A 21528-nucleotide genomic window follows, 5' to 3' on the forward strand; every position below is an offset into this window, starting at 1 on the left:
CCTAGGGCCTGCTCCACTCGCCCGAGGGGCCTACTCCCACTCGATCGTCCCCGGCGGCTTCGAGGTCACGTCGAGGACGACGCGGTTGACGTCCCCCACCTCGTTGGTGATCCGGGTCGAGATCCGCGCGAGGACCTCGTACGGCAGCCGCGACCAGTCGGCGGTCATGGCGTCCTCGGACGAGACGGGCCGCAGGACGATCGGGTGGCCGTAGGTCCGTCCGTCACCCTGCACGCCCACGCTGCGGACGTCCGCGAGCAGGACCACCGGGCACTGCCAGATCTCCCGGTCGAGACCGGCCGCCGTCAGCTCCTCGCGGGCGATGGCGTCGGCCTCGCGCAGCAGGTCCAGGCGCTCCTTGGTGACCTCGCCGACGATGCGGATGCCGAGGCCGGGGCCCGGGAAGGGCTGGCGCTGGACGATCTCGTCCGGCAGGCCGAGCTCCTGGCCGACCATGCGGACCTCGTCCTTGAACAGCTTGCGCAGCGGCTCGATCAGCTTGAATTCGAGGTCTTCCGGCAGACCGCCCACGTTGTGGTGGGACTTGATGTTGGCGGTGCCGGTGCCGCCACCGGACTCGACCACGTCGGGGTAGAGGGTGCCCTGGACGAGGAACTCCACCGCCGGACCCTCGTCCGCGATGATCTCGGCCTGTGCCTGCTCGAAGACCCGGATGAACTCGCGGCCGATGATCTTCCGCTTCTCCTCGGGGTCCGAGACACCCTTCAAAGCGGTCAGGAACCGCTCCTCCGCGTCCACGACCTTCAGCTGCACGCCGGTCGCGGCCACGAAGTCCTTCTCGACCTGCTCGGTCTCGCCCTTGCGCATCAGGCCGTGGTCGACATACACGCAGGTCAGCTGCGAGCCGATGGCCTTCTGGACCAGGGCCGCCGCGACGGCGGAGTCCACGCCGCCGGACAGACCGCAGATGGCGCGCTTGTCGCCGACCTGCTCGCGGATGGCCGCGACCTGCTCCTCGATGACGTTGCCGGTGGTCCAGTTCGGGGTCAGGCCCGCGCCGCGGTACAGGAAGTGCTCCAGGACCTGCTGGCCGTGCGTGGAGTGCATGACCTCGGGGTGGTACTGGACGCCGTACAGCTTCGCCTCGTCGTTCTCGAAGGCGGCGACCGGGACGACGTCCGTGGAGGCCGTCACGGAGAAGCCCTCGGGGGCGGCGGAGCAGGCGTCGCCGTGCGACATCCACACGTGCTGCTCGGCCGGGGTGCCCTCGAAGAGGGTGGAGGACGACTTCGACACGTGCAGATCCGTACGGCCGTACTCGCGCGCACCGGTGTTGTCGACCGTCCCGCCCAGGCTCTGCGCCATGAGCTGGAAGCCGTAGCACATGCCGAAGACGGGGACGCCGGCCTCGAAGAGCGCGCGGTCGATACGCGGGGCGCCCTCCTCGTACACGGACGAGGGGCCGCCGGAGAGGATGATCGCCGCCGGGTTCTTGGCGAGCATCTCGGCGACCGGCATGGTGCTCGGCACGATCTCGCTGTAGACCCGGGCCTCGCGGACGCGACGGGCGATGAGCTGGGCGTACTGCGCACCGAAGTCGACGACCAGAACGGTGTCGGGGGCGGCTGCGGGGTTCGCTGATGACACGGGTTGCCTTCCGGCGGTGAGCGAGGTGTGTGTGGGGCCGAGTCTACCGGGCTCGGCGCGAGCCCTCCGGGGCCGAAGCCTGTCTCAGGATGCGAACCGTCTTGGACACCGCTCCGCCCCACGGCATACTGACCCCATGCTCACGCACCCGACCTTCCTCTTTACCTATGGCACCCGGCCCGCCGGCTGCCATGGTCGTGCTGCTTGAGCAACTGACAAGCGACTTCCCAGGCGCCCCGGGCCGACAGGCTCCGGGGCGTCTGGCGTTTCCGGGTCCCGTCGCTCCGGGGCGGCCCCACCCATCCAGCGAGGAGCCCCCGAGATGACCACCACCTCCGCAGAGAAGACAGGCGCACACACCGCCGAGGCCGCCGGCGTGATCACCGGTGCCCGTGAACGCATCGACGCGCTCGACGACCGGATCATCGGCCTGATCCAGGAACGGATGGCCGTCTCGGCCGTCATCCAGGAGGCGCGGATCACCTCCGGCGGACGGCGTGTGAACCTCTCCCGCGAGATGGAGATCCTCACCCACTACAGCGAGGCGCTGGGCAAGCCGGGCACGGCCCTCGCCATGACGCTCCTCGAACTGTGCCGCGGTCGCATCTGAGTTCGGGCACCGTCTCACCCGTACGGCGCGTGACGCCTCCCGGACCCCTTCGTTGGTACCGGTGTCCGTGCCAGCCAGGGGCGGGCCCGAAAGAAACCACGCGTGGCTCGCTGGAGCGATGAGGCGTACGCATCGTGCCGTGCGCCGTGGGACCTCGCTCCAGGTAAGTGACCGGACGGCAGGGGACAGCAGCCCGGTCACCCAAGAGAAGGTCGGCTCCGGGGACGCCCGGGGCCGACCGGCGGAAATGCCGGAACGGAGTACAAGGCCGGGTCGAGCGGTTGCGGCGGCTGCACCCATCCAGCACGATGCGAGAGAGCTCCAAGTCCCGTCCCCGACCAACTGCATTTTGTTCGTCCTGCCAGAGGTCGAGACCGACGGGACCACAGGACCACAGACCTGCGGCGCACCCCCCGGCGCCGCTCCCCAAGCACCGACGCTGCCCTGACGTCGGTGCTGACGAAGGAAGGGCCCCGCGGCTCCGCCCTGCGGGGCCCTTCTCATGTCCGTCGGGCTACGGCGCTGTCACGTGCGCGAGACGGTGCCGCACTTCCCTTCGGCCCCGTCCAGCCCCCTGCTGCGGTCGTACGGATCGACCACCTCGCCGGAGGAGTCGGGACTGGCGTACAGGTCGGCCTGGAAGAGCGGCTGGATGAAACCGTCACCGTCCCGGCAGTTGTCGTTGGAGATCTCACCGTCGAGGTCGTACACCCAAATGCGCCCCTCGGTTCCCTGGAACTTGGCAGGGTCGTGGACCTCCACCTCGACGACCCGGCGGACGATCGTGCGGGCGACCTCTTTTCCACCACCGGCCCTGGCCAGCGGGTACACGAAGGTGTAGTCGGCCCGGATCCGCGCCTGGCCGGCGAGGTCACCGGGTTCGACCGTCATACGACCGCGGACCCTGACCTCGGTGCCCACGAGTTCGACCTTGTCGGGGTCGAAGCGGGTGAAGATCCACGTGGGGTCGTTCTTCACCGTGGGGTGGCGCAGGGCGGACCGCAGGTCGGACAGGTAGTCCTTCTGCAGCGGGTCGACGAGCGCCAGTGCCGTCTTCGGTTCGGCGCCGTACAGCACGTCCCGGTCGAGGTTCGAGGCGACGAGGAAGTCCTTGGTCAGCCCCAGTGCCGTCGCGATCCGCGCGGCGGAGACGCCACGGACGGACTTCGACACCTTCGGCACCTCGATGGCGTCCGCACCCGCGGCCCAGCGGTCGGCCGGGGAGCCGGTGAAGGGCTTCTTCCGCGTCGGCAGGCCGCCGGTGTCGGCGGGCGCGCCGCTCGGCCGGCTCGTCTCCGGGGCCAGCGGCGACGCCGAAGCGTCCGCCCCCGCCGAGTCCTGCGAACCGCCGGGCAGCCAGGACAGCGCGGCGGAGGGCTTGAGGGCGATCACGGCCACCGCGACGGCCAGCAGCACGCCGAGCACGCTCCAGACCTTTCGCCGGCGCGCGCCCCGACCGTTCCTCTCCTGCCAGGCGGGCCCGGTGCGCCACCCTTCGGGCTGCCAGGGCTCGGCGGGCGTCTTCTTCCCCCAGCGGCGTCCGGCGCGTGACTTGCGGGCCTCCGCCTCGTCCAGCGCGCGCAGCCGTTCGGCCACCATCCGGGCCCGTGCGGACGGCTCCTTCGGGGCGGAGGCGCGATCGCGCTCGGCGTCCTGGACGAACTTCTCCCATGCCTCGTCCGGTATGGACGAGCCTCCGGGCAGGGACGAGGAGCCGGCGGAGTCACTGTCGGACGTGGACTCCGGTCTGGGCCCTTCGGACGGCTTGTCGGTCACGGCGGTGTGCGCTTCCTCTCAGTGGGCTGTCGGCCGGCTGAGCGTACGTCAGCTCCCGGCCGCCGAGCAGAGACCCCCAGGGTGTGACGCAGACCACATAAGAAACCTGTTAGTGCGGGCACAACCATTCACAGCCGTCGCCGATCAAACCCTGCGTATCAAAGGCCACACCCGCGCCCCACACGCGGAGGCCTCCCTGCCATACGCGTGTTGCGAGGTCGCAGCACTCCGGACTTTCGAGGTCTTCATGAAGCTTCGCCGTGCCCTCGCCGCCGCAGCCGCGACGGCTGTCATAGCGCCGATCGCGCTGCTGTCCGCACCGGCCGCGTTCGCCACGACGGACGAGCCGACGCCTCCGTCGGAGAGCACGACGGCTCCCGAGGAGCCGACGCCCACGCAGGACGAGGTCACGCCGACCACCGAAGAGCCGACGCCCACCGAGGACGCGACCACGCCGGCCACGGAGGAGCCGACTCCCACCGAGGACGCGACCACGCCGGCCACCGAAGAGCCGACTCCCACCGAAGAGCCCACGACTTCCGCCTCCCCGTCGCCGAGCCCCAGCGAGAGCGCTCCCGAGGAGGTCGACTACTGCGAGGACGCCGACGAGAACTCGGTCGGTCTCAGCGAGGACCTGCACAGCGGTCTGTCGGGCCTGCCCGAGACGATCGTCGCCGGCAGCGGCTGGACGAGCTTCTCGTTCAACGTCTCCAACTCCGGTGACCAGGACATCAAGAACATCAAGCCGCTGATCGGCGTCGCAGCGTTCGGCTGGGACGAGGTCGACTACTCCGGCCAGATCAAGGTCCAGGTCTTCAACAAGGAGACCGGCAGCTGGCAGACCCTCGCGGACGCCGCCGGTGAGGGCGCGACGTTCACCGCGTTCGCGCTCGACGCCGGCCAGTCGACCTCGTTCAAGCTGCGGCTGAGCGTCAGCGGCAAGGTGCCGGACTCCATCGGCATCACCGGCGGCTTCGCCACGTACTCGGACGCGGACGGCTGCTGGGTCGCCGACGACCCGAACGGCTGGGTCTACTTCTTCGACATCCTCGCCGCGGGCTCCGACCCGGGTGACCCGGGCGACGCCAAGCCGCAGACCGGTGGCAGCAAGCCGATCTCCGACGTCAGCGACGTCGACGTCACCGGCGAACTCGCCCACACCGGTTCCGACTCGAACCTGCCGGTCATCGCCACCGTCGGTGGGGTCGCCATCGTCGCCGGTGCCGGCGTGATGTTCGCGATGAAGCGTCGTCGGAACGGTGCCGAGGCGTAAGCCTCACCCAAGCCCGTCGCACAACAGACGCGACGCACAACAGAGAAGGACCTGCGCTCGGAGGGGGGCGCAGGTCCTTCTCTGTTGACGTGCCCGGCCGTCACTTCTTCGGCGGCACCACCGGCATCCCCAGGAACGGCAGCCGCAGCGCCCCGAACGCCTCCGCCGGGACCGCCGGTGACTGCGGCTCGACCGGCTTCAGGCGTTCGTAGGCCGCCCCCTGCGCCGGGCGCGGGTCGGACTCGCCCTTGTTCGGCCAGTACGACATCGCCCGCTCGGCCTGTGCGGTGATCGTCAGGGAGGGGTTCACGCCGAGGTTGGCCGAGACCGCCGCCCCGTCGACGACCGAGATGCCGGGGTGGCCGTACAGGCGGTGGTACGGGTCGATCACGCCGGTTTCGGGTGAGTCGCCGATCGGGCAGCCGCCGAGGAAGTGGGCGGTGAGCGGGGTGCCCATGAGCTCGCCGACGTTGGAGCCGGCGAAGCCGTTGATGTCGGCCGCGATCGCCGACGCGGCCTCCGAAGCCGCCCTGATCTGCTTGGGGTTGGGGGAACCATGGCCCTGGCGGGCCGTGAGCAGGCCCTCGCCCACGCCGTCCGGCTTCAGATACGTCGTCAGCGAGTTGTCCAGCGACTGCATCACCAGGCCGATGATGGTCCGCTCCGACCAGCGGCGGTTGGAGAGGGAGCGCAGGACGAGGAGCGGGTGCCGGGCCGCGTTGCGGACCCAGGCGGCGACGCGCGAGGAGCCCTCCGCGTACGGGACCTGCAGGATCGACAGGCCGCCCATCGAGTTGGAGCCCTTGCCGTAGCGGACCGGCTCGATGTGGGTGCTCTCGTCCGGGTGGATGGACGACGTGATGGCGACTCCGCGGGTGAAGTCGACCTTCGGCTCGCCCGTCACCTTGCGGTAGCGCCGGCTGTCGGTCTGCGCGCCGACCAGGGCCTCCGAGTTGGTGCGGGTCAGCTCGCCCAGCTTCGTCGACAGGTACGGCAGTTGGCCGCCCGCCTTCATGCGGTGCAGCAGGGTCTGGGTGCCGTACGTGCCCGCGGCGATCACCACTTTGCGGGCCTTGAAGAGTCTGCCCTCGCCCTTCTTCTTCCGGTCCGTCGGCAGCGTCGCCACCGCGTAACCGCCCTGCGAGTCGTCCGTGACCGAGACGACCGTCGTCAGGGGGTGGACGACCGCGCCCGCCTTCTCGGCAAGGTAGAGGTAGTTCTCGTTGAGGGTGTTCTTCGCGCCGTGGCGGCAGCCCGTCATGCACTCGCCGCACTCCGTGCACGCCTTGCGGGCCGGGCCCGCCCCGCCGAAGTAGGGGTCGGACACCTCGTCCCCCGGCTTGACCTCGGTCTCCCCCTCCGCGTCCTTGCCGTCCCCGAAGAACACGCCGACCGGCGCCATGTGGAAGGTGTCGCCGACGCCCATCCGCTCGGCGGCCGCCTTGAGGTGGACGTCGGAGGGGGTCATCGTCGGGTTGAGCCGTACGCCGAGCATGCGCTGGGCCTGGTCGTAGTACGGCTTCAGCTCCTCCTGCCAGTCCGTGATGTCACGCCACTGGGGGTCGTCGAAGAAGGCCTTCGGCGGTACGTAGAGGGTGTTGGCGTAGTTGAGGGAGCCGCCGCCGACGCCCGCTCCCGCCAGCACCATGACGTTGCCCAGCAGGTGGATGCGCTGGATGCCGTACATGCCGAGCCTGGGGGCCCAGAGGTAGTTCTTCAGGTCCCAGGAGTTCTTCGGGAGGCTCTCGCGGGTCCAGCGGCGGCCGGCCTCCAGTACGCCGACGCGGTAGCCCTTCTCGGTCAGGCGGAGCGCGGTGACGGAGCCGCCGAACCCCGATCCGACGACGATGACGTCGTAGTCGTACCCGTCCTCGTCCCGGGTCTGGACGGACTTCTCCTGTGACACGTGCTCTCCTCGTTGAGAACGGGTGCTGTCTTGCGGGGCTGTCTAACGGAAGCGGAACGCCTTCATCAGTCGCAGGCTCCTGCTCATGAACTGCGCGTACTTCTCGTCGTCCATGCCCAAGGAAGGGGCCATCGGCAGCAGGCGCTGCTGGGCGACCGTCTGGGCCTCCGTGTACTTGAGGATGCCCTCGGAGCCGTGGCGGCGGCCGAGGCCGGAGTCCTTCATGCCGCCCATGGGCGACTGGACGCTGCCGTAGGCGGGGGCGTAGCCCTCGTTGACGTTCACCGTGCCGGTGCGCAGACGGGCGGCGACCGCGCGGCCGCGGCTGCCGTCCTTCGTCCAGACCGACGAGTTGAGGCCGTACGGCGTGGAGTTGGCGAGCTCGATCGCCTCGTCCTCGGTCTTGAAACGGTAGATGGAGACGACCGGACCGAAGGTCTCCTCGGTGCACACGGTCATCTCCGGCTCGACGTCGTCGAGGATGGTCGGCTCGAAGAAGTACGGGCCGATGTCGGGACGGGCCGTGCCGCCCGCGACCAGCTTCGCGCCCTTCGCGACAGCCTCCTCCACGTGCCGGGTGACCGTCTCCAGCTGGCGCTCTCCGACCAGGGAGCCCATGTCGGCGCCGTACGCCAGGGACTTGCCCAGCCGCATCGCCCTGGTGCGGGCGGCGAAGCGCTCGACGAAGGCGTCGGCGATGGACTCGTGGACGTACAACCGCTCGATGGAGATGCACAGTTGGCCGGCGGAGGAGAAGCAGGCGCGGACAGCGCCCGCGGCGGCCTTCTCCACGTCGGCGTCCTGAAGGACCAGCATCGCGTTCTTGCCGCCGAGTTCGAGGGAGACGCCGACCAGGCGGGCGGCGGCGCCCTGGGCGACCTCGCGGCCGGTGCGGGTGGAGCCGGTGAAGGAGACGTAGTCGGCGTGCCGGACGACCTCGGGGCCGACGACCGGGCCGTCGCCGAGGACAACCTGGAAGACGTCCGCGGGGAGCCCCGCCTCTATCAGCAGGTCACGGGCCCACAGCGCGGTGAGGCAGGTCTCCGTGTCCGGCTTCATGACGACGGCGTTGCCCGCGACGAAGGCGGGGAGCGCGTCGCCGACGGACAGCTCCAGGGGGTAGTTCCAGGGGGCGATCTGGCCGACGACGCCGCGCGGGTGGCGCAGTTCGGTGACGCGTGTGAGCGTGGGCATGGCGCCCGCGTGCCGCTTCGGCTTCAGGTAGGCGGGTGCCTTACGGCCGTAATGGCGGGCCGCGACGGCCACGGCCTGCACCTCCTCGTGGGCGTGCAGGCGGGCCTTGCCGGTCTCCAGCTGGATGAGGTCGAGGACCTCGGCCTGGCGTTCGAGCACCAGATCGTGGAAGCGGAGCAGGACGGCGGCACGCTGCCGTACCGGGACCTGTGCCCACACGGCCTGGGCCGTGCGGGCCGCCTCGAAGGCCTTCTGCACGTCCTCTGGCGTGGACTCGGGCAGGTCGGCCAGCTTCTCGCCGGTGAACGGCGTGTGGTTGGCGGTACGACCGGAGCCGACCACGCCCTTGGTGAGCTGGGCGACCAGCTCGGGGGTGACCACGTCGGTGGCGGTGCGGGCGCCCTCCGGGGCGGGGGCGAGAGGGTTCGTGCCGGTCTTGGCCGGGGCCTGCGCGTCCGTCATGAGCCGCAGGGTATGCCGGAGCGGAGCCTTTGTGTACCCGTCGGTAACGCGGATTCACCGAGTGCTCACATGACGCCAGTGTCCACTGGCAACAAACGCGCTGATCAGGGCGTTGCCGAGCCAGTGCTGAGTCGGTGCCGGGTCACTCGATCTCGAGTCGGTCACGGGCGCCCTTGAAGAGCGCGGTGCCCTTCTTCTCGGCGGGGGTGCCCTTGGGCATGTCGACGCGGAGTTCATACATGCGGCCGTCGTCGGTGAGGACGAACAGCTCCATGATCCGGATCCGGGTGCCCACGTCGTCGTAGGTGGTGTCGGCGAGGACGGCCTCGTGGCCCTGGAGGCTGGTATTCGTCTGCTGCGTACTGGCCTCTTGGTAGCTGGTGGCCCAGCCTTTCGTGTGCTGATCCGCCAGGGCCTTGGGTGAGGTGGGCGCCGTGTCCCACTGGGTGAGGCGGACCTGGATGCGATCGTGCGCGTAGATCACGAGGCGCGGCTGCTCGCTCGCGCCGCCCTCCCTGGCGGCCTCCTTGTACTCGGGCGGGAGGGAGAGGACGGCGTTCATGTCCTTCTCCGCGTGGTCGGTCCAGGTGTCGGCGGTGGGGGTGGGGCTGGTTTCCGGGGCCAGGGGCGCCGAGGTGTAGACGGGTTTCATCTCCTTGAGATCGTCGCCCTTGTCGACGAGGAAGGAGGAGGTGGCGAACCAGGTACCGCCGACGAGGAGGACGCCGAGCACTGCGACGGGAATCGGGCGGAGGAGGGAGCGGCCCTTGTGGTTCGGAGTCGGAGGGGTGAGGTCGGGTGTCGACTCGGCCTTCGCCCCGGAAGTCGGCGCGGAAGTCGGCGCGGAAGTCGACCTGGACGCCGGCGCGGAAGGTGAATCGGAGGCCGACGAGGAAGCCGGCGAGGGAGCCGACGTAAGAGCCGGCTCGGCTGTCGGCCCCGGCGTCGCCTTGGCCGGCGGCTCGGGCTTCGGGTCACCCGCCGGTCCGGACGCCGCCGCACCTCCCAGCCGTACCGTCCCCGAATCCTCCGCGAACTCCCGCATCCCCGAGGCATCCTGTGCCCCCGCCGCTGCCGAACCCCCGGAGGGACCCGGCACCGGCCAGCCCTCCGCCACCGCCTCCAGCGCCGCCCCGGCCTCCTCCGCGCCGGGCCGTGCCTCGGGATCCTTCGCCAGCAGCCGTACGATCAGCGACCCCAGCGGCCCCGCCTGTTTCGGCTCGGGCGGATCGGCGGCGAGGATCGCGGCGAGCGTGGACTCCAGGGTCGTACGGCGAAACGGCGACCAGCCCTCCACGGCGGCGTACAGGAGCACGCCCAGCGACCACAGGTCGGAGGCGGGGCCGGCGCCGCGGCCGGACATCCGCTCGGGGGCGATGAACTCCAGGGACCCGATGAACTCGCCGCTCACGGTGAGGGATTCCTCGCCCTGGATGTGGGCGATGCCGAAGTCGGTGAGGACGACTCGGCGGTGCGGGCCGAGCAGGACGTTGGCAGGCTTGACGTCCCGGTGGACGATGCCGACGGCGTGCGCGGCGCGCAGGGCGCCGAGGACGGCGACGCCGATGCGGGCGGCCTCGGCCGCCTCCACCGGGCCACGCTGGAGGGCCTCGTGCAGGGACTCGCCGCGGATCAACTCCATGACGATCCAGGGCAGTCCGTCCTCGACGACGACGTCGTGGATGGCGACGGCCGCCGGGTGGTCGACGCGGGCGGCGGCGCGGGCCTCACGGTAGAGCCGGTGCGCGGCCCGCTGATGGGCCGCGTCCTCGGGGTCGCCGGGCAACCTCGGCTGCTTGACAGCGACTTCGCGCTCCACGAGCTCGTCGAGCGCCCGCCAGACGGTGCCCATCCCGCCGGAGCCGATGCGCTCGAGAAGCCGGTAACGCCCGCCGATCACACGCTCGTTGTGGCCGGTGCCGCCCCCGTCGTTGCTCATGCCCCATGACTACCTTGCGAGGCCGACCCTTGGCCAGTTCAGAGCTTGTCGATCTTCAGGTTGTCGATGACCGTCTGCGCCACTTCACGTCCCCGGTCCGTGAAGTCGCCCTTGCCCGGGTAGCCGATTCTGAGTTTGTACATGTCGCCGGCGGAGGTCTTGTAGTAGAAGATCCGCAGCTCGCGGGGGCGGGGGTTCTGGGTGTCGGTGGTGGTGTAGATGACGGTGTTCTCGGCGGACTTACGGCCCTGGTACGTGGTCTCGTCGGGGGCCGTCTTCGGGTTCTCCGGCATGCCGACGTCGTAGTCGCCGGTCTGCTTGAAGTCGCCGTCGTCGTCGTACATCTCGGCTGCCGCGGAACCGGCAATGTTGTTGCCCGTGTCCTCGGCCTTCTTCTCGAGCGTCAGGCCGATCACGATGGCTCCGCTCTCGTCGGAGTACGTGACCCAATGCCCCTTGTCCGTCTCCTCGGGCTCGCCCCGCTTGTAGTCGGCGGGCACCGCCAGTGTCGCGGCGAGGGACTTCTCCTGGTGCGTCTCCCAGCCGTCCGGCAGCGGTCCCGCAAACGGGTCGGCGATCACCAGGTACGCCGCCACCGCGGCCGCGACGACCGCCGCACCGAGTCCGATCAGCGCCTTGCGCCCCAGCCGGACGCCCCCCTTGATGCCCTCGGGTATGCGCACGACCTGCGTGGCGACCGGCGCCGGCGGGTTGGCGGCCTGTTCCAGCAGCGCACGCGTCCGCGCGGCGTTCGGGCGGCGCGCCGGGTCCTTCTGGAGCAGACCGTTGATGACCTCGGCGAGCGGGCCCTGGGCCGAAGCGGGCGGCGCGGGCGTGGCGTTGAGGACCGACTGGAGGGTCGCCGGGGTGTTGCTGCGGCGGAACGGCGAGACGCCCTCCGACGCGGCGTACAGGACGACGCCCAGGGACCACAGGTCGCTGGCCGGTCCCGGCCGCTGGCCCAGCACCCGCTCGGGCGCGATGTACTCGGGCGAACCGACGAAGCCGCCCGTGTCGGTCAGATTGGTCTCGCCCTCGATCTGGGCGATGCCGAAGTCGGTGAGGACGACGCGGTCGTGGCGGCCGAGGAGGACGTTGTCCGGCTTCACGTCACGGTGCAGGATGCCCGCGGCGTGGGCGGCCTCCAGCGCGCCGAGCACTTCGAGGCCGATTCTCGCCGCATCCCGGGGCCCGAGCGTGCCCTCCTGCAACGCGGCGCCCAGCGAACGGCCCTGCACCAGCTCCATCACGATCCACGGCTGGCCGTCCACGACCGCGACGTCATGCACGTTCACGACCGCCGGATGATCGAGCCGGGCCGCGGCACGTGCCTCGCGGCGCATCCGCTCGAAGGCGTTCGCACGTTCACGCTCGGGAAGATGATCCGGTACGCGGGGCTCCTTGACGGCGACCTCGCGGTCCACCGTCTCGTCCTTGGCCCGCCAGACCGTGCCCATGCCGCCGTGCCCGAGCTTGGCGAGCAGCCGGTAGCGGCCCGCGATCAGCCGGCCCGTACCGGGGTCCGGCGCGGTGGGCTGGGCGGGCTGGGCCGACTGGGCGGGCTGCGCGGGAGCCGCGGGCTGTGGTGCCGGCGCGCCCTGCTGCGGTACGACCCGAGTGGGCGCCGCGTATGGATTGTCCGGGTGCGGCACGGGCGCGGACGGGTTCGGCTGCGGCGGTTGCAGGTCGAAACTCGTCGGCTCGTCGGACCGGTAAGGGACTCCCCCGTTGCTGCTCATGGCTCCATCAATATCGCGGCAAGCGCTTCGGCATCCAGCAGGAATGCTTTCCGGTCACAGAGCCGTGACTCAGGTCGCCACTTATCTCCCCTTTATTCGGAGTTGGTGGGCGAAGGAGTCGGAGTGCTCGGTGAGCGAGAGGTAGTGGGCGAGGGAGAGGTACCGGTCGGGGGAGACGTACTGGGCGAGGGAGACGTACTTGGTGAGGGAGACGTACTTGGTGAGGGAGACGTACTGGACGGCCTCACCGAGACCTCTGGCGCCGAACTGGTCGGCACCACACCCCCGCCCCCGCCCCCGTTCGCCAGCAACGCCGCCGCCGACACCCCCGCCACCACCATGGCGGCGACCAGCGTCGCGGTGGCCAGCACACTGCGCGTGGAGTACCGGCGCTCCGCGCTGGAGAACCGTTTCGGCACAGGCGCGAGCCCCGTCTCCAGAAACCCCCGCAGCATCCGTTCCGCCCCCGCCGCATCCAGCCGCAGCCTCGGATCCCGCTCCAGCAGCCCCTGCACGACGGGCAGGATCGGCCCCGCCTGCGCGGGCGGACGTATCTCGTCGGACACCACGGCGAGCACGGTGCCGCTCAACGAGTCGCGCCGGAACGGCGATTCGCCGCTCAGCGCCGCGCACAGCAGCGCACCCACCGACCACAGGTCGGCCGCGGGACCGGTTCTGGCCCCGGACATCCGCTCGGGCGCGGTGTACTCCGGCGAGCCGACGAAGGACCCGGACTCGGTGAGCGTGGACGTGCCCGGCACTTGGGCGATGCCGAAATCGGTGAGGACGACACGGTCGGTGCCTTCCTCGATGAGCACGTTCGCCGGTGTGATGTCACGGTGCAGGACCCCGGCCGCGTGGGCCGTGCGCAGCGCGCTCAGCAGGTCGACGCCGATCCGGGCGGCCTCCCGCGCGTCGACGGGCCCGTGCGTCGCGATGCGGTCGGCGAGGGAGTCGCCGTCGACCAACTCCATGACGATGTAGGGCCGTTCGTCGTGCTCGAGGATGTCATGGACGACGATGACGTGCGGGTGACTCAACTGCGCCACCGCCTGGGCCTCGCGCAGGGTGCGTTCGCGCTGTCGCCGGGCCTCGGCGGCGGAGAGCGTCTCCTCGAGGGGGAGCTCCTTCACGGCCACCGCTCGCCCGAGCAACTGGTCGGTCGCCCGCCAGACGACGCCCATGCCGCCGCGACCGAGCGTCGACTCGAGGCGGTAACGCCCCGCGATCACACGGAAGTTGGCCCCCTCGGTCCCCATGCGCCCCATCATGCCGCAACGGACGGACACCTTCCGGGGCGGCGACCGGCCAAGTATGCCGCCACCGCAAGACAGCCGGTCAGCACCCCCAGGGAACTCAGGCCTTGGCGCGGACCATGCTGAACCGCGCGGCCAGGGGCGATCGTTTTCAGCCATAGCCGGCTTTGAAACAATCGCGAAACATGACAAATCACCAGGTGATACGCACCATGCAGGGTAAAACGGGTGGCTGAAATCACGCTGCCCAGTGGATCATGGGAGCCTTACCATTTCTTCATGGTTGACCGGCGCCTCGGGGAGCATGACGTTCACCAACTGGACAGCCAACTATGTGGACATCAGCGGTTGGGTCAAGGACACCGCTGCCGATGGTCACCATGTGGCCATTCGATTCAGATCCATTGACCACAGCACTGGATGGGTGACGGACTGGGCCTGGCGTACCGAATACGACGGAGTGGACGCGACCACCACCTTCACCACGTACGCAAAACCCTCCGCCGACGATCTCGACTCCATCGGCATGCAGGTGGCGGTCAGGGAAGGGACCACGATCGTCCGTTCTTGCACGGCCTGGGCCTGAGCCTGAGCCTCCGGGCAACAACCGCTGTATTCGAGATGACGTATCGGCCCACGCACTTTCCGGATGGGCCGATACGCGACCGCCTTCCGTGAAGTCGTCGTCCCCATAGGTCACGACGTTCTCGATCAACCCTCCTGGAAGCCCCGCAGGATCCAGTCGAACTGCTTTCTGGTGGTGGCCCAGTCGTCGCCCGGTGAGGCCGCGTAGATGGCGTACTCGGTGCCATTACTGTCCATGTACCCGACGTCTATCGCACGGTAGGGCCCCGGGAAGTAGTGCGGCGCGTCCTTGGCCAGCGCGTTCCACGTGTACTCCCAGCGGGCGCCCGGCTGGTCGCGGAAAAGCTCCTCCTTGAGGCTCAGCTGCTTGTAGTCCTGCAGCCGTGAGACCCGCTGTTCCAGGTTGCTCATGTGCTCGTACGAGGTGCGGAAGTCCGGCGCGGTGTCGACGGCGACCCGCACGAGGTGCTTGCCCTTGTCGGGCGAGTAGTCGACCTGCCGGAGGCCGTCCTGGTCGATGGAGACGGACCGCTTCCACCCCTTGGGCAGGGAGATACTGAAGCCCACCGGGTCGTTGCGCCGCTCCCAGCCGGCGGGAACCACTCCCTGACCGCCCTCGTCACTCGGCGTGGCACTGGCACTCGGAGTCGACGACACAGAGGCGGGGTCGCCGGGGCTGCCCGTGCCGAACTGCTGCAGCGCGACCGCTGCTCCCGCGCCGATGACCGCGGCGAGGGCGACGACGAGGGCGGCCGTTCGCAGACGCCGCCGCCTTTTCGGGGGCGCGGCGGACGGGCCGACCTGGGTGACGGCGGCCTGGTGCGGCCTGGTGACACCGGTCCGCGGCTGCTCGTGGGGCCCCTGATGTCCGTACGACCCGTGCCGCGTCGGCACGTACGCCTGTGCCGTGTCCGGCCGCCGCCCCTCGGCCGCCTCGGCGAGCATCTGTTCGGCGGCGACCGCGTCGGGGCGTCCGGCGGGGTCCTTGTGCAGCAGTGCGGCGATGACGGGTCCGAGCGGTCCGGCGTGCTGCGGCTCGGTGGGCTCCTCGTCGACGACCGCCTGCATGGTGCCCAGCGGCGAGGTACGGCGGAAGGGCGAGCGGCCCTCCACCGCCGTGTACAGCGTCGCGCCGAGTGCCCACAGGTCGGAGGAGGCGCCCGGGTCGTGGCCGCGGATGCGCTCGGGGGCGAGGTAGTCGACCGAGCCGACGACCTCTCCGGTGCGGGTGATGGTGGTGTCGCCCTCGATCTGGGCGATGCCGAAGTCGGTGAGGAGAACGCGGCCGTCCTCGGAGATCAGGACGTTGCCGGGCTTGACGTCGCGGTGCAGGACGCCGGCGGAGTGCGCGGCGCGCAGCGCCCGCAGCACCCACAGGCCGATACGGGCGGCCTCGGTCGGCTCGACGCGTCCGCTCTCCTTGACCGCGTCGGCCAGCGAGTACCCCTCGACCAGCTCCATCACGATCCACGGCCGGCCGTCGTGCTCCAGGACGTCGTGCACGGTGACGACGGCGGAGTGGTTGATGCGCGCGGCGGCACGCGCCTCGGCGCGCGTGCGCACGAGCAGCCGGTCCAGGTCGCTCTCGGAGACGTAGAGCGCCGCGGTCAGTTCCTTGATCGCGACGGCCCGGTGCAGCACCTCGTCATGGGCACGCCAGACACGGCCCATGCCACCGCTGCCGATCGCGTCGGCGAGCCGGTAGCGCCCCGAAACGAGCTGGCCCTGCATCTGATTCACGTTGCCCCGCAATGTTCTTGACATGGTCAGATTAGGGACCGGTCGAGGGGACCGGAACCGCGGGGGTGCCAAGGAGACCGCACTGTGATGGTTGTCGCTCTCGGGAACGGGACTCAACCATCACGCAGGGTCGAACGACGGGTTCAGCCGGTGACCTGGTAGGTCGCCGACGCCTGCTCGAACAGCCGCGTCACCTCGTCCCGCTCGGCGTCCGGACCGCGCAACTGCACCACGTGGTACCGCCCGTCGATCAGGATCGCGAGGTTGCGCACGAACAGCTCGCGCCCCTGGTCGTCGGTCCAGGTGAACTGCCCCTCGGCCATGGTCCGCTCGCCGACCCGGATCGTCTTCAGCCCGCCCGAGGAGGCCCAGCTGGAGTCCCGGTACGGCTGCAACTCACGCTCGTGCTCGCGCTGGTAGACCATGGGGTCGCTGCCGTACTTGTCCGCGGTGTCCCGGCCCGGTACGACGATGAGGTCGAAGCCGCCGTGCGAGTAGACGACCTGCCCGCGCCCGTTCTCCGGGGTGCGGTTCCAGCCGTTGGCCACGGCGATCTGGAAGCCGGCCGCGTCCTCGCGCAGGGTGAAGCCGTCGGGGACGTCGGGGCCGGTGGTCTGTGTCTCGGTGGAACCCGCCGACTCCGAGGGACTGTTGCCGGATTCGGGGGAGGTCTGGTCGGGCCGCGGCTCACTGCTCGCCTCGGCGGACTGCTCGGGCGCCGCCTGAGTGGCCGCACCCGCGGCGCCGGTGCGATCCGCGTCGGCCGTACTGCCGTTGCTGCTGTTGGCCTTCGGCATGAACAGCATGGCGTACGCGATCGCCGCGCCCATACCGAGCAGGACGAGCAGCAGCAACGTACGCCCGAGTCGGCGGGGCGAAGCCGTCTCCGGCTTGGCCCGCTTGTGCCGCCCGTGATGCGCGGGCAGCCCGGCCCGCCGCCGGCGCACCAGCTCGCCCCGCCGCCGTACGATCGGCAGCCGGTTCGGGTCGACCGGCGGAGCGGCGACAACATGCGTGCCGGCCTCCGGCTCGGGCGCGGACCGCACCAGCGAGCGAAGCCAGCCTCTCAGCTCCTCGAAGTCCAGGCGCTCGGTGGGGTCCTGACGCAGCAGCGACTCCACGACCGGCCTGAGCGGCCCGCACTCCTCGGCGTAGGCGGGCGGCTCCGCGCACACCATCTGCACCAGCTCGGCCGTCGACTCCTCCGGATACGGCGCATGCCCCTGCACGGCCCGGAAGAGCAGCGCCCCCAGCGCCCACAGGTCGGTCGCGGGGCCGATCGGCGCGGCGAGCTGCCAGTTCTCATGCACGGGTCCGGCCTGCTCCGGCGCCCACCGCTCGGTCACGGGACCCACCACGGCCATCCGAGCCTGCCGGGCCCGCTCCGCGGCGAGCGCGGTGGTGGGCCCGCGGTGAGCGGGGGTGCCGGCCACCAGGTCGCCCCAGCGAGTCGGTGGGTGGGGGGAGTCGACGGAGGGCGGTGCGGCGGGGCCGGCCGCGGTGGAGGGGCCACCGGGAGCGGGGCCACCGGGAGCGGGGATGCCTCGGGCGGGAGTGCCAGTGGGCACCCCTTGTGCAGGGGAAGTGGTGGCGCCCGGGGCAGGCACACCTTGCCGGGGAAAACCGCCGGCGCCCGGCGCGGGGGTGCCCGCAGCGGGGGGCGCCCCGCGGCCGGGAGCGGGGATGCCACCGGCCGGGAAGCCGTCGACGAACCCGTCGACGCCCGGTGCCGGCGCGCTCGCGTCGGGAGGTGTGCCGAAGCCGGGCTGGGCACCTGGGCCCGCCGGGGGCAGTGCGGTGCGGCCGCGGCCCTCGTCGGCCGGTGCGCCACCGGCCCCGGTTCGGGGTGCGGCGCCGTGCCACGCCGTGGCCTGCACGCCGTACGGGTCGCCAATCCGGCCGGACGGCGTGGTGGTGGCGTTGCCGTCGGGGTACGGCTGCTGCGCCGAGCCGTTGGCCTGGCCGGCGGGGCCGCCTTCGGGCGCCTGGCGGGCACCGGGCAGTGCGGCCCGCCCGTTCTGCTGCGACTCGTGCACCCGGGCCGCGGCACGGGCCCCCGCCCGATACGCGGCGATCGCTCCGGCCCGCGCGGCCCTGATGTCCCCACCGGTTTCCAGGGCGCCGTGGGGTGCGGCACCGGAAGCCCCTGTCCCGTCGTCGGCGTCACCACCGGGCACCGGCAGCCCCTCGGCCGCCCGCGCCTCGATGGCGGCACGCCGAGCCGCTTCGGGATCCGCGCCACCGGCGCCGGCACCGCCGATCCCGGTCGCACCCGCGCCGCTCGCCGCACCGTCTCCGGGAACCGGCACACCGCCGGCCGCCCGCGCCTCGATCGCGGCACGCCGGGCAGCCTCGGGATCGGCGCCGGCCGCCCCACCGAACGTCACAGCCCCGGCGCCCCTGTCACCGTCCTCGACCGGCACCGGGTCGTACCCGCACAGCGCCTCCTCCGCGGCCCCGACCGCGAGCCCGGTCAGCATCACCCGGCCGTCGTCGCAGACGAGCACCGTACGGGCGGTGATGTTCCGGTGGACCCAGCCATGCGCGTGCAGCACCCGCAGCGCCATGAGGACGTCGGAGGCGACCTCGGCCGCCCGGTACGGCGTCAGCGGCTGCTCGGCGAGCAACGCGGCCAGCGGACGCGCGGCCACGAACTCGCTCACTATCCACAGCGAACCGCCCTCGGCGAACACGTCGAAGACCTGGTCCAGGCGCGGATGGTCGGGGATCCGCGCCGCGGCCTGCGCCGCCTCGACCGCCCGCCGTACGGCGGGGTCGCTGGGCCGGCGCGTACTCGACCGCGTCGAGGGCCGTCGCGCCCCACGCTCCCGCGTGTCCCGGGCGGTGAACCCGTCGGGCAGGCCCTCGGCGTCGAGCACCTCCGCCTCGACGACCTCCGGCAACGGCACCTGCCGGACGAGGACTTCCTGCCCGCTGTAGGTGTCGAAGGCCCGGCTCTCGGTGAGCTCGTACTCGTCGGAGGGCGGCAGCGGCAGGCGGTAGCGGTCGGCGAGTACCCGACCCGCGTAGTCGTCCACGTTGCCTCCCCCGGCCGCCCGGTTGGTCAATTCCGTTCGCCTTGCGTCCCGTTCCGGACGCACGACTGGATGCGTTCGGTCCGCAAGCATTCACGATACGTGCCGGAGGCAACCCGCAAAGTGGGGTTGTCGTATCTCACCGCTCAGCCCCGGCTGTCACGGCCCCAAACCGACAGCCGCTCACTTCACGACTTCGGCTTGAACGTGTCCGTCAGCGTCCGCCATGTGTCCTTGCGTACGTCGCTGCCCCAGTCATCAGCTTTCGCGGTGTACATCAGCGCATATCCGAGATGGTCGTTCACCACGAACCCACGGTCGATCGTCCGGTACTTGGTACCGCCCTCGGAATAGGTGAACTCCCAGTCGGCCGTGTTCCAGCTGCGGTACTCCACCGCCTCTATCCGGATCCTCTTGTACTGGGAGCGCGTCATGTACTGCTCCTGGTTCTCCCAGTCCGTCACCGGGTCGCCCTTCGGCGTGGACGTCCAGGCGACGAGCAACTTCTGCCCGTCGGGCCCGGTGAACCGGTCCCCCGCCGACCCCGAGGTCTGGAACTTCCATCCCTTGGGCAGCCCGATCGAGTACCCCTGGTTCCCCTTGTGGGTCGACGCGGCCCCGCTGTCGCCCCCGGATCCCGCCTCGGCGCCGCTCCCGCCGGTCGCGCTCGCCCCGGCACTCGGCGTACTCCCGGTCTCCTTGCCGGATCCCGACCCCGCACCGGAGTCCGCGGATGCGGTCGCCTCACCGTCCGTACGAGCGCCGCCCTTCTCGTCCTGCTTGGTATCGGCACTCGCGCTGGCCGAGGCTTTGGGCTTGCCACCGCTCGCGGACGACTTGGACCCGTCGCCGTCTCCGTCGAACACGAAGGCCAGCACCACTCCGATCACAGCCAGCGCCACGACCACCGCGATGATCACCAGCGTCCGCTTCGGCACCACATCGGTCAGCGGCGCCCTCGGCACGGGCCGCGACGGCAGATCCGGCGGCGGCACCACGGGCCACCCCGAACTCCGGCCGCCACTCTGCCCGTTCCCGCTCGCCGTCCGAGCATCCTGCTCTCCGGCACCGGAACCAGCCTTGCCACCGGCCTCGGCACCGGCGCTGGTGCCGGCCCCGGCAGCGGAACCGGCAGCCGCCGCGTCCTCGGCACCGGAAGTCCGACCCGAACTCCCCGCCGCCGACGACACCCCGGCCCCGCCCACTGCCGTGGACGAACCACCGGCCGCGCCACCGCCGGACCCCGAGACAGCCGTCTCGCTCCCGGACTTGGTACGAGCCGCAGCCGCCGACCCTGCCGCCCCCGCACTCACCGCGGCCTTCCGCACGGAACGCAGCGCCCCACGCAACCGCTCCCCGGCCTCCTCGGCCCGCTTGCCCCCGAACCCGGCTCCGGACCCGGCACCCGAACGGCCCTTGCCCCCAGACCCGTCGGGCTGCGGAGGCAACGGCACGACCTTCGTCGCATCGGCATCCAGCTCCGGCTCGCCCTTGGGCTCGGGCGCGTGGATGACGGCGTTGAGCATCGCCCGCGCACCGGCGTCGTCGAGCCGCTTGGCGGGGTCCTTGGTGAGCAGGCCGTAGATGACGTCCTTCAGCGGTCCCGCGTTCTTCGGCTCCTCCAACGGCTCGGTCATCACCGCCGTCAGAGTCGCGATCGCGGAGCCCTTGTCGTACGGCGGCACGCCCTCGACCGACGCGTACAACAGCCCGCCCAGCGACCACAGGTCGGCCGCCGGGCCCGGCTTGTGGCCACGGGCCCGTTCCGGGGAGATGTAGGAGGGCGCGCCGACGAGCATGCCGGTCGAGGTGATGGACGGGTCGCCCTCGACCTGGGCGATGCCGAAGTCGGTGAGCACGACCCGGTCGGTGTCGGACTCCAGCAGGACGTTCGACGGCTTCACGTCGCGGTGCAGGATGCCCTCGCGGTGCGCGGACCGCAGCACGTCGAGGATCGCCAGGCCGACCTCGGCCGCACGCTTCGGCTCGAGCAGGCCGTCCTCGCGAATGACCTCGGCGAGCGACTTGCCCTCGACGAGCTCCATCACGATCCACGGCCGGTCGTCCTCTTCGACCACGTCGAACACCGTCACCGCACTGTTGTTGCGGATCCGCGCGATCGCCTTGGCCTCACGCAACGTGCGCGTGATCAGCCGTCTTTTCTCCTCCTCGTCGATGTTCGACGGGAACCGCAGCTCCTTGACGGCGACCGTCCGTCCCAGGGTCTCGTCCTCGGCCCGCCACACCGTGCCCATGCCGCCCCGGCCGAGCACATCGCCCAGCCGGTACCGCCCCGCGAGGAGACGCTCGTGGTTGTCCTGACGAGTGTCCTGACGAGATGTCCCCGCCCGCTCCGCCTCCGACATGCGTCCCCTCATACAACCCGCCCTGACAGAGGCTCCATT

General features: G+C 71.0%; 13 protein-coding genes. 3 read left to right on the plus strand and 10 right to left on the minus strand.

What is annotated here, in order from left to right; genetic code table 11:
- Positions 1-30: 30 nt before the first annotated feature.
- Positions 31-1608 (minus strand): glutamine-hydrolyzing GMP synthase, encoded by a 1578-nt coding sequence (guaA, locus tag ADL12_RS38025; RefSeq protein WP_062711496.1) that lies wholly within the window; start codon positions 1606-1608, stop codon positions 31-33.
- A 322-nt stretch (positions 1609-1930) separates the two neighbouring features.
- On the opposite strand from guaA, the gene ADL12_RS38030 reads away from it, so the two are divergent.
- Entirely contained in the window at positions 1931-2218 is a 288-nt protein-coding gene (locus ADL12_RS38030) for a chorismate mutase (protein ID WP_062711499.1), read from the plus strand.
- A gap of 525 nt (positions 2219-2743) precedes the next feature.
- Here the strand turns inward: ADL12_RS38030 and ADL12_RS38035 are convergent.
- On the minus strand, positions 2744-3994 hold the full coding sequence (locus ADL12_RS38035) for a serine/threonine-protein kinase (protein WP_244188197.1): 1251 nt from the start codon (positions 3992-3994) through the stop codon (positions 2744-2746).
- 247 nt (positions 3995-4241) lie between these two features.
- On the opposite strand from ADL12_RS38035, the gene ADL12_RS53350 reads away from it, so the two are divergent.
- Positions 4242-5267 (plus strand): LPXTG cell wall anchor domain-containing protein, encoded by a 1026-nt coding sequence (locus ADL12_RS53350; protein WP_062711502.1) that lies wholly within the window; start codon positions 4242-4244, stop codon positions 5265-5267.
- Positions 5268-5367: 100 nt separating this feature from the next.
- Here ADL12_RS53350 and ADL12_RS38045 read toward each other — a convergent pair whose 3' ends face one another.
- From ADL12_RS38045 to ADL12_RS38065, 5 genes are all read right to left on the minus strand, one after another.
- On the minus strand, positions 5368-7173 hold the full coding sequence (locus ADL12_RS38045; protein WP_062711505.1) for a GMC family oxidoreductase N-terminal domain-containing protein: 1806 nt from the start codon (positions 7171-7173) through the stop codon (positions 5368-5370).
- 42 nt (positions 7174-7215) lie between these two features.
- Complete coding sequence (locus ADL12_RS38050; RefSeq protein WP_062711508.1) at positions 7216-8829, minus strand: succinic semialdehyde dehydrogenase; 1614 nt, start codon at positions 8827-8829, stop codon at positions 7216-7218.
- Positions 8830-8971: 142 nt separating this feature from the next.
- Positions 8972-10768, minus strand: coding sequence for a serine/threonine-protein kinase (locus ADL12_RS38055; RefSeq protein ID WP_062711511.1), 1797 nt, complete (start codon positions 10766-10768; stop codon positions 8972-8974).
- A 38-nt stretch (positions 10769-10806) separates the two neighbouring features.
- The gene (locus ADL12_RS38060; RefSeq protein WP_167364456.1) at positions 10807-12507 is read right to left on the minus strand and encodes a serine/threonine-protein kinase; all 1701 of its coding nucleotides are present in this window, start codon (positions 12505-12507) and stop codon (positions 10807-10809) included.
- Positions 12508-12599: 92 nt separating this feature from the next.
- On the minus strand, positions 12600-13766 hold the full coding sequence (locus tag ADL12_RS38065) for a serine/threonine-protein kinase (RefSeq protein ID WP_063806784.1): 1167 nt from the start codon (positions 13764-13766) through the stop codon (positions 12600-12602).
- A gap of 301 nt (positions 13767-14067) precedes the next feature.
- Here ADL12_RS38065 and ADL12_RS38070 point away from each other — a divergent pair, with 301 nt between their 5' ends.
- Positions 14068-14349 carry a hypothetical protein gene (locus ADL12_RS38070; RefSeq protein ID WP_062711514.1) on the plus strand — a complete coding sequence of 94 codons (282 nt, stop codon included), beginning with the start codon at positions 14068-14070 and terminating at the stop codon, positions 14347-14349.
- 125 nt (positions 14350-14474) lie between these two features.
- On the opposite strand, the gene ADL12_RS38075 is transcribed toward ADL12_RS38070, so the two are convergent.
- The 3 genes from ADL12_RS38075 to ADL12_RS38085 all read right to left on the minus strand — a co-directional run bounded on the left by ADL12_RS38075 (position 14475) and on the right by ADL12_RS38085 (position 21489).
- On the minus strand, positions 14475-16079 hold the full coding sequence (locus ADL12_RS38075) for a serine/threonine-protein kinase (protein WP_062711517.1): 1605 nt from the start codon (positions 16077-16079) through the stop codon (positions 14475-14477).
- A 152-nt stretch (positions 16080-16231) separates the two neighbouring features.
- Positions 16232-19126 (minus strand): protein kinase, encoded by a 2895-nt coding sequence (locus ADL12_RS38080; protein ID WP_062711519.1) that lies wholly within the window; start codon positions 19124-19126, stop codon positions 16232-16234.
- 185 nt (positions 19127-19311) lie between these two features.
- Positions 19312-21489 carry a serine/threonine-protein kinase gene (locus tag ADL12_RS38085; RefSeq protein ID WP_062711522.1) on the minus strand — a complete coding sequence of 726 codons (2178 nt, stop codon included), beginning with the start codon at positions 21487-21489 and terminating at the stop codon, positions 19312-19314.
- Positions 21490-21528: the final 39 nt, after the last annotated feature.

It is taken from the genome of Streptomyces regalis (assembly GCF_001509475.1).
In the GTDB taxonomy this organism is placed as follows: domain Bacteria; phylum Actinomycetota; class Actinomycetes; order Streptomycetales; family Streptomycetaceae; genus Streptomyces; species Streptomyces regalis.

Excerpts from the sequence above, each read along its gene's own strand:
- ADL12_RS38050 (WP_062711508.1), bottom strand. The coding sequence starts at position 8,829 with ATGACGGACGCGCAGGCCCCGGCCAAGACCGGCACGAACCCTCTCGCC.
- ADL12_RS38030 (WP_062711499.1), top strand. The coding sequence starts at position 1,931 with ATGACCACCACCTCCGCAGAGAAGACAGGCGCACACACCGCCGAGGCC.
- ADL12_RS38065 (WP_063806784.1), bottom strand. The coding sequence starts at position 13,766 with ATGGGGACCGAGGGGGCCAACTTCCGTGTGATCGCGGGGCGTTACCGC.
- ADL12_RS38075 (WP_062711517.1), bottom strand. The coding sequence starts at position 16,079 with ATGCAGGGCCAGCTCGTTTCGGGGCGCTACCGGCTCGCCGACGCGATC.
- ADL12_RS38060 (WP_167364456.1), bottom strand. The coding sequence starts at position 12,507 with ATGAGCAGCAACGGGGGAGTCCCTTACCGGTCCGACGAGCCGACGAGT.
- ADL12_RS38070 (WP_062711514.1), top strand. The coding sequence starts at position 14,068 with ATGACGTTCACCAACTGGACAGCCAACTATGTGGACATCAGCGGTTGG.
- ADL12_RS38055 (WP_062711511.1), bottom strand. The coding sequence starts at position 10,768 with ATGAGCAACGACGGGGGCGGCACCGGCCACAACGAGCGTGTGATCGGC.
- ADL12_RS38085 (WP_062711522.1), bottom strand. The coding sequence starts at position 21,489 with ATGTCGGAGGCGGAGCGGGCGGGGACATCTCGTCAGGACACTCGTCAG.
- ADL12_RS53350 (WP_062711502.1), top strand. The coding sequence starts at position 4,242 with ATGAAGCTTCGCCGTGCCCTCGCCGCCGCAGCCGCGACGGCTGTCATA.